Here is a 6,410-nt window from a genome sequence, read left to right as displayed (position 1 = left end):
GTCTAGCCGGGTCAGGCGGGGATGGCGCGGGTGTTGTCGTCCTCGGCGGTCGTGCTGCCGTTGATCGCCTTGTTCACCGCGGCGCCCACCGTGCTCAGGCCCTCCGCCAGCGTCCGGGTGGACTCGGTGATCTGGGTGGCCGAGGTGGTGTAGTTCGACCGGAACCTCCGTCCGCCCTCGTCGTCGCCGAACAGCGGCGATTGCGCCTCCATCGTCTGGACGAGGTTCAACGCCTCGGACACCACGTCGTCCAGATTTCCCAGCGCGGAGTTCAGCCGGTGGGCGGCGTTCTTGGCACCCTCGGGATCGGGGATGTCGGTCAGATCAGCCATCGCTTCAGCCCTTCCGCAGGATGTCGGCGAACCCGCCGGTGATGGATTCCAGGAGCTGTTCCGGGCTGCCGGTGAAGTCCTTCTGGCCGACGAGCTCGGGTGGCAGCAGCGGTTCACACAGTTCGACCATGCGCTGTTGGGCGGCGTCGCCGGCGACGCGGATCGTCTCCTCGATCGTGGCCGCCAGTTCGGCCGAATCAGGCTGGTGATAGATGCCCGGGTCCAGCCGCAACGACCGGAGCTTGCCGTCGGCGCCGACCACGACCGTGACGAGCCGGTCGGCGGAGACCGCGGTCACCTCGACCGACCGCAGCTGCGCCATGACCGAGTCGAAGCCGGCCGTCGCGCGCTCCACCTGCGACCGCAGGGTCTCGGCACGCGACCGCATGGCCTCCACCATTTCCCGATCGGCCGCCATGCATCCAACGGTAACCGGGAAACGTTTCGAAAGCGATACTTGATCGTCCACATGCGCCGACCATGGTGGACAGTCCAGATCGGTGGGAAGATCGTGCGGTGCGTCGTGCGTACCACGCGTTTCTCGCCGGTCTCCTCGCGGGCCTCACCGGCCTCGCGCTGCCCGGTCAGCCGGCTCAGGCGGCCGCTCCCTGCTCCCGCGGGCGGGCCGAGGGTGTCCAGGCCGTCCCCGCGTTGCCGTGGGCACAGCATTGGCTGAACCTGGAGCAGGCTTGGCCGCTGGCCAACGAGGGCGCCGGGGTGCGGGTGGCCGTGCTCGACACCGGGGTGGACCGGCGGCATCCGCAGCTCGCGTCCGCGGTGCTGCCCGGCCGCGACTTCGTCGACGGCGGTGACGGTCGCGTCGACTGCACCGGCCACGGGACCGGCGTCGCCGGACTGATCGCCGCGCGGCGCGATGCCTCGGTCGGGTTCGCCGGAGTGGCCCCCCAAGCTCACATCCTGCCTGTACGCGTCATGGAGCGGGTCGAGGACGACGTCGACCCGTCGATCGTCGGGGCCGGCGTCGATTGGGCGGTGGCGAACGGCGCCCGCGTCATCGTCGTCGCGTTCACCCTGACCGGCGACAGTCCGGCCGTCCGGGCCGCTGTCGGGCGGGCGATCGCCCGGGACGTCGTGGTGGTGGCCGCCACCGGGGAGGGCGACGACGGCTACTTCCCGGCGGCGTACGACGGGGTGATCGGGGTGAACGCGATCGCCGCCACCGGCGTGGCCGGTACGCAGGCCCGCACCGGCGCGATGGTCGACCTGGCCGCGCCGGGGGAGAAGATGACGACGTCGACGCCGGCTCGCGGGCACACCATCTACAACGGAGGGTCGGATCTGGCGTCGGCGGTCGTGGCGGGCGTGGCCGCGTTGGTCCGGGCGCACCGGCCGGACCTGTCCGGGGCGCAGGTGGCCGCCCGGTTGGCCGCCACTGCCGATCCGGCCATGGGCCGTGGTTCGGCGTACGGTGACGGGATCGTCAACCCGGTGCGAGCCTTGAGCGAGCCGCTGACCGAGGTGGCTCCAGTAGCCCCCGAGCGGATGCCGTCGCCGCAGGCCAAGACGCGACCGGCGGTGGGCGTGGGGCCGATCGTGGCGGCGGCCTGCGCGATCGGGACGGTGGTGGTGATCGCGGTCGTCGTGCTGCGGCGGTTGCGCCGCCGGATGGCGTTGGCGTGGAACGAGCGGAGGCCGGTGTGAACGTCACCGAGGAGCAGGCCCGGGACATCGCCCAGAATTGGGCGCGGGGTTATCACCCGGAGTCGCAGATCTGGTTGCACCCGTTCGAACTCGGCTACGTCGTCGGCCGGGACACCCCGGAGTACGGGCCCGAGGACGGCATCATCCTCGACGCCCACGTGCGGGCGATCATCGACGGCGACACGGGTGCGGTGACGGTGTGGTCGGCGCTGCCCCCCGAGGCGGTCGCCGACGCCTATCGGGCCGTACGCCGCGCGGCCGACCGGTTCTCGCCGCAGACGCTGGCGCTCCTGCGGCTCGCGGGCTGGCGACCCGGCCGCGACGCGGCGTCCGCAGTGGACCGGTGGTGGAGCCGTTGCGCCCCATCCGGTACGCCGCTGCCCGATCCGATCAGGATGGTTTTGCGGGAGTTCGCCGCGTTGCGGATGACCGCCATCGGCCTCGCCTTCGAGCCGACGTCACCGTCGGCGACCGAACCGGTCCGGTTGTTCGAGCATGACGGTCGGCCGGCCCTGGTCGTGGCCCGCATGGGCAAGGCTGAGCTGATCGTCGACGCCGCCGGCGGCGTCTTCCGACGCGACGGGGACGTCGTCCAGCCGCTCGGCGACGACTTCGATCAGGCACTGGCCCGGGTTCTGGGCCGCACCGTCTGACGCGCCTGGTGATCTTCGGCAGTGGGGCCACGTATCGGTGGCGCGGATGCGTACGTGGGCGTCCGGAGATCACGCCATCGCGGTTTGTGCGGGCGGTCGATCAGGACGACGAAGCCGCCGTGGGCGTACCCACGGCGGCGGTCGAATCGATAAGGCAGGGACGCGTCAGAGCGTGTGCGAACGCAGGATGCTGACCACCTGCTGCTCGGTGTCCTGCATGTTGGTGTTCACCTTGGACACGCTGGTGGCGATCTCGCTGTGGGCGTAGTTCAGCAGCTGCTGCGCCTGGTCCCAGTCCTGCTTGACATCGACGTAGGTGGCGTCGGCGTCGCCCTCCCAGCGGGAGAGGATGTCGGCCAGCTGCGTCCTGAGCCGGTTCAGCTCGTCGAGCACGTCCTCGGACGCCTGCCGCATGGCGGCGACGCCGGTGTCGATGGTGTCGAACTCATAGCGAATGACGTCTTCGTAACCCATGTCAGCTCCCTCAGCCCAGCGTGGTCCCGATCAGGCCGACATCCGGCAGGTCGATCATCTTCTCGCGGTCGAGCTCGCTCGTGTCGTAAGTCTGGTTGCCCTTCTGGATGAGTTCACCCAGCAGCCGGAGCGATTCGTAGATCTTCTCGACGGCCGCGTCGTACGCGTTGTACACGAGGTTGAACTTGGTGGACGCCGTGCCCTTCCAGCCGTCGCCGTACAGGGCCTGAAGCTTGTTCACCAGCGCGGTCTGGATCGTGTTCAGGTGGTCGTACGTCGTGTTGATCTGGGTCGTGGCCCGCGCTAGATCCTCGATACTGAGCTGTACTGCCATGCCTGCCTCCCATCGTGGCGTTCCCCCTGGGTGGGGAGTGTGAGCCCCGAACGCGCGTCCGCCGCTGCGCCCCGTGGTGTGGCGTAAACGATATCGGCTACGGCCGGGGCCGAGAAGTGTCCACAGGTGACATTGCCGTTACCGCTGCCTGGCGGGCGGCTTGTGGGTCAAGCGCGATGCCTTCGGACAACCGGTCCAATAGGGACGACGGCAGGAGGACCGGGGTTCCGGCGTACCCGAGGGCCACGGCGGTCTGATCATCCGGGACCGCGTGCCGCACTCCGAGGTCGCTGATCAACATGAGCGGCCCGCCGGTCGCCCCTGAGCTGGCCATCGATCGGACCATGACGGCGTGTCCGGGTTCCATCAGGACGGCGTCGGCGAGGGGCATGCCGCCGCGGCCGGACGCCCGCCGGGGCGCGACCATGGCCGCCCGGGGCGGGAGGCTGCCGCCGGTCGTCAGAGACAGCTCGTCGCCCAAGATATTGGCACAAACGATGCCATCGTCGCCGAGGGAGGCGAACTTCGGGATCTCCCGGGGCGGCGCGGTCCCGGCGAACGCCATGGGCTGCATGATCTCGACGCCGGCGAGGCGACCGGGATCCAGCGTGGCCGGCTCGCCGCGTACGCCGCGGATCAGCGCGCTCTGCAGGGGTGTGATCTCTTGCAGGCCCTCGCGCCGGGCCAGGTACGCGCGGTCGCCCACCCGGACGATCTGCCCGACCTTGACGCCGTCCAGCTTCGGGGCCGGTTCGCCGAGACCCACGACGTCGATCGGGCCGAGCGCCGCCCCGAGCGGGATCGGGGCCAGCCACGCGTCGCCCACAGGGAGTCCCTGTTGGACGGAGAAGCCCAGCGCGGGCAGGACGTACTGCGGCTCGCGTACGGGGTAACGACGGCCGGACCACAGGACGTAGCGGGTCCCGTCCGGCCCGGCGAGCAGCACCGCGCTCTCACCCAGCGCGATCGCCCCGGTCGGCTGCGCACCGGCCAGCACGATGGTCACCGCGGCGGGCCGCCCGGCGGAGTCCTTCCGGGTGGCGGTGCACAGGTTCCACGAACCGGTGAGGTAGGCCTTGGCGGGCACGAGATCGCTGGGCGCTCCGGGCAGGCCGAGCAGGGTGCCCTTCGGCCAGGTCAATGAGGCGCGGGCGACCTTCACCGAGTCGCTGCGACCCAGGATCAGGGCGGCCGAGGCGTAGTTCGCCACCGGGTAGAGCGTCCGGGACGCCAGATCGCACACGTAGGGCGCGCCCGATTCCTTCTCGACGATCACCGACTCGCAGCTCTGCCAAGCCTTGCTGCCGCTGGGGAAGATCAGGCCGATGACGGCGGTCGCGCCGAGCGCGATCGCCAGCAGCATGATGCCGGCGAAGATAGTCCCGCCCGCCGCGCGGCCCGCCCAGTCGAGCGGATCGGGCCGGTGCGCCACCATCGCCTTGATCTGGCGCTGGTGCAGGTACTGCCGGGACTGGATCAGATCGCGTCGGCTGAGCATCGTCAGCCGCCCAGTCCACGCATGAAGCCGAACAGACCGAGGACGAGCGCGGCCAGGATCGGCACCGCGGCCGTCGCCAGGAAGGCCGACCAGTCGCCCAGCCGCCCGAGATGCGGCGACGGCGTGCGCCGGGAGAACCGCCGTCCGGCCGCGAGCGCCGCGAGCGCGAAGGTCAGCCCGGCGGCCACCACCGCCGCGGTCGCGCCCGCGGTGCCGCCGATGCTGCTCCAGGCGTACCAAAGGAGACTCACGACAGACAGCAGCCCCACGGCCAGCAGCGGTACGCGATGCCGGACAGCGGCGAAAGCCCGGGATCGCAGCGCGCAGATGAGCCCGAGCGCTCCGATCAGCGCGACCCCGCTGGGGCTGGGGTGGGCCATCAGGAGCAGTACGCACGCGGCGAGGGTGGCGCACGCGCCGCCGAGCAGACCGGTGAGCAGGCGATCCGAGCGCCGGACCGCTTCGTTGAGCACGTCGGCGGGCGGGTTGGCGGCCTCGGCCTGACCGGTCAGGGTGGGCACGGGTGGGGTCGGCACACCGCCGACGGCCATCGCCCACCGGGGGACCGTCATCAGCGTCATCGCGGTCAGTCCACCCACGACAGCGGCCGATCCCTCCACAGTGGCCATCTCGGTCGCGTTGAGCAGCGCGACGATGCCGAGGCAGGCGCCGAAGGTGGCTCCGGCGGTGAAGAAGACGTCGTCACGGATCAGCGCCCGGCCGATCGCGGCGGCGAGCAGCAGCCCGGCGAGCCCGGCGGTCAGCGGCCAGGGGCGCAACAGGTCGTCGGGGCTGGGCGCGCTGACCAGGACCGCACCGAGCGCGGCGTAAAGCATGGCGAACGGGGCGGTCAGGCGGGCCGCCGAGGCACCCGGATCGAGCCGCTCGTCGATCACCGCCGCGCCGAGCAGGACGGCCGCCACGGCCAGGGCGGCCAGGCCGGACTGCCAGCTCGCCGGGGTGACCGCGGTCAGTATGAGGCCGGCGGCGAGCACGACGGCGGCGGCCCACCACCCGGCGCGCACGGTGGCCCCGGCGCTCCACACCAGACCGAGCCGGCCGGCCCGTTCGGCGATGGCCTCGGCCACGTCGTCGAAGGCGGGCTCGGGCCAGTGCTGGTTCCGGGGCGCGAGGACGAGGGTTTCGCCGTCGAAGACCTCCTGCGCGGCCAGCGACCGGGCCGGGTCGAGCCGGCCGCCGTCGACCCGCCGCAGCACCCAGCCGCCGTGGTCGACACCGTCCTCGGCCAGGGTGCGACCCGCGTGCCGGAGCACCGCCGGGAGCACGCCGGCAAGGGGGACGTGTTCGGGGACCGCCATCTCCACCCGCCGATGCGGGGCGATGACGATGATCCGCGCCAGTCCTGTCTGTTCCACCATGGACCGTCCTCCCCGGCAACGGCGTTCACAATAGACAAGATCGGTCCCCTCGTCACTATCATGTGCCGGTGGCGACCA

General features: G+C 71.4%; 8 protein-coding genes. 2 read left to right on the top strand and 6 right to left on the bottom strand.

Annotation, left to right across the window (positions count from 1 at the left end; genetic code table 11):
* Window positions 1-11 precede the first annotated feature (11 nt).
* A complete protein-coding gene (locus HDA40_RS11925; RefSeq protein WP_253754985.1) occupies window positions 12-332 on the bottom strand; it encodes a DUF2563 family protein in 321 nt (106 codons plus the stop codon).
* A gap of 4 nt (window positions 333-336) precedes the next feature.
* Window positions 337-750, bottom strand: a complete 414-nt coding sequence (locus tag HDA40_RS11920; RefSeq protein ID WP_253754983.1) for a YbaB/EbfC family nucleoid-associated protein — start codon at window positions 748-750, stop codon at window positions 337-339.
* 98 nt (window positions 751-848) lie between these two features.
* On the opposite strand from HDA40_RS11920, the gene HDA40_RS11915 reads away from it, so the two are divergent.
* Window positions 849-1,994 (top strand): S8 family serine peptidase, encoded by a 1,146-nt coding sequence (locus HDA40_RS11915; RefSeq protein WP_253754981.1) that lies wholly within the window; start codon window positions 849-851, stop codon window positions 1,992-1,994.
* Window positions 1,970-2,647 carry an SUKH-4 family immunity protein gene (locus HDA40_RS11910; protein WP_253754979.1) on the top strand — a complete coding sequence of 226 codons (678 nt, stop codon included), beginning with the start codon at window positions 1,970-1,972 and terminating at the stop codon, window positions 2,645-2,647. The genes HDA40_RS11915 and HDA40_RS11910 overlap by 25 nt, the downstream gene beginning before the upstream one ends.
* A gap of 165 nt (window positions 2,648-2,812) precedes the next feature.
* On the opposite strand, the gene HDA40_RS11905 is transcribed toward HDA40_RS11910, so the two are convergent.
* From HDA40_RS11905 to eccD, 4 genes are all read right to left on the bottom strand, one after another.
* The gene (locus HDA40_RS11905) at window positions 2,813-3,121 is read right to left on the bottom strand and encodes a WXG100 family type VII secretion target (RefSeq protein WP_253754977.1); all 309 of its coding nucleotides are present in this window, start codon (window positions 3,119-3,121) and stop codon (window positions 2,813-2,815) included.
* 10 nt (window positions 3,122-3,131) lie between these two features.
* Window positions 3,132-3,455 (bottom strand): WXG100 family type VII secretion target, encoded by a 324-nt coding sequence (locus tag HDA40_RS11900; RefSeq protein WP_253754975.1) that lies wholly within the window; start codon window positions 3,453-3,455, stop codon window positions 3,132-3,134.
* A gap of 97 nt (window positions 3,456-3,552) precedes the next feature.
* Window positions 3,553-4,953: a type VII secretion protein EccB gene (gene eccB, locus HDA40_RS11895; RefSeq protein ID WP_253754973.1), complete on the bottom strand. Its 1,401-nt coding sequence runs from the start codon at window positions 4,951-4,953 to the stop codon at window positions 3,553-3,555.
* A gap of 2 nt (window positions 4,954-4,955) precedes the next feature.
* Window positions 4,956-6,332, bottom strand: a complete 1,377-nt coding sequence (eccD, locus tag HDA40_RS11890) for a type VII secretion integral membrane protein EccD (RefSeq protein ID WP_253754971.1) — start codon at window positions 6,330-6,332, stop codon at window positions 4,956-4,958.
* Window positions 6,333-6,410 lie beyond the last annotated feature (78 nt).

It is taken from the genome of Hamadaea flava (assembly GCF_024172085.1).
Lineage (GTDB): Bacteria > Actinomycetota > Actinomycetes > Mycobacteriales > Micromonosporaceae > Hamadaea > Hamadaea flava.
This window is presented reverse-complemented; position numbering and strand designations above follow the sequence as displayed.

What these genes read in the sequence shown, in the direction of transcription:
- HDA40_RS11920 (WP_253754983.1), bottom strand. Translation starts at nt 750, where the DNA reads ATGGCGGCCGATCGGGAAATGGTGGAGGCCATGCGGTCGCGTGCCGAG.
- HDA40_RS11905 (WP_253754977.1), bottom strand. Translation starts at nt 3,121, where the DNA reads ATGGGTTACGAAGACGTCATTCGCTATGAGTTCGACACCATCGACACC.
- eccB (WP_253754973.1), bottom strand. Translation starts at nt 4,953, where the DNA reads ATGCTCAGCCGACGCGATCTGATCCAGTCCCGGCAGTACCTGCACCAG.
- HDA40_RS11925 (WP_253754985.1), bottom strand. Translation starts at nt 332, where the DNA reads ATGGCTGATCTGACCGACATCCCCGATCCCGAGGGTGCCAAGAACGCC.
- eccD (WP_253754971.1), bottom strand. Translation starts at nt 6,332, where the DNA reads ATGGTGGAACAGACAGGACTGGCGCGGATCATCGTCATCGCCCCGCAT.
- HDA40_RS11900 (WP_253754975.1), bottom strand. Translation starts at nt 3,455, where the DNA reads ATGGCAGTACAGCTCAGTATCGAGGATCTAGCGCGGGCCACGACCCAG.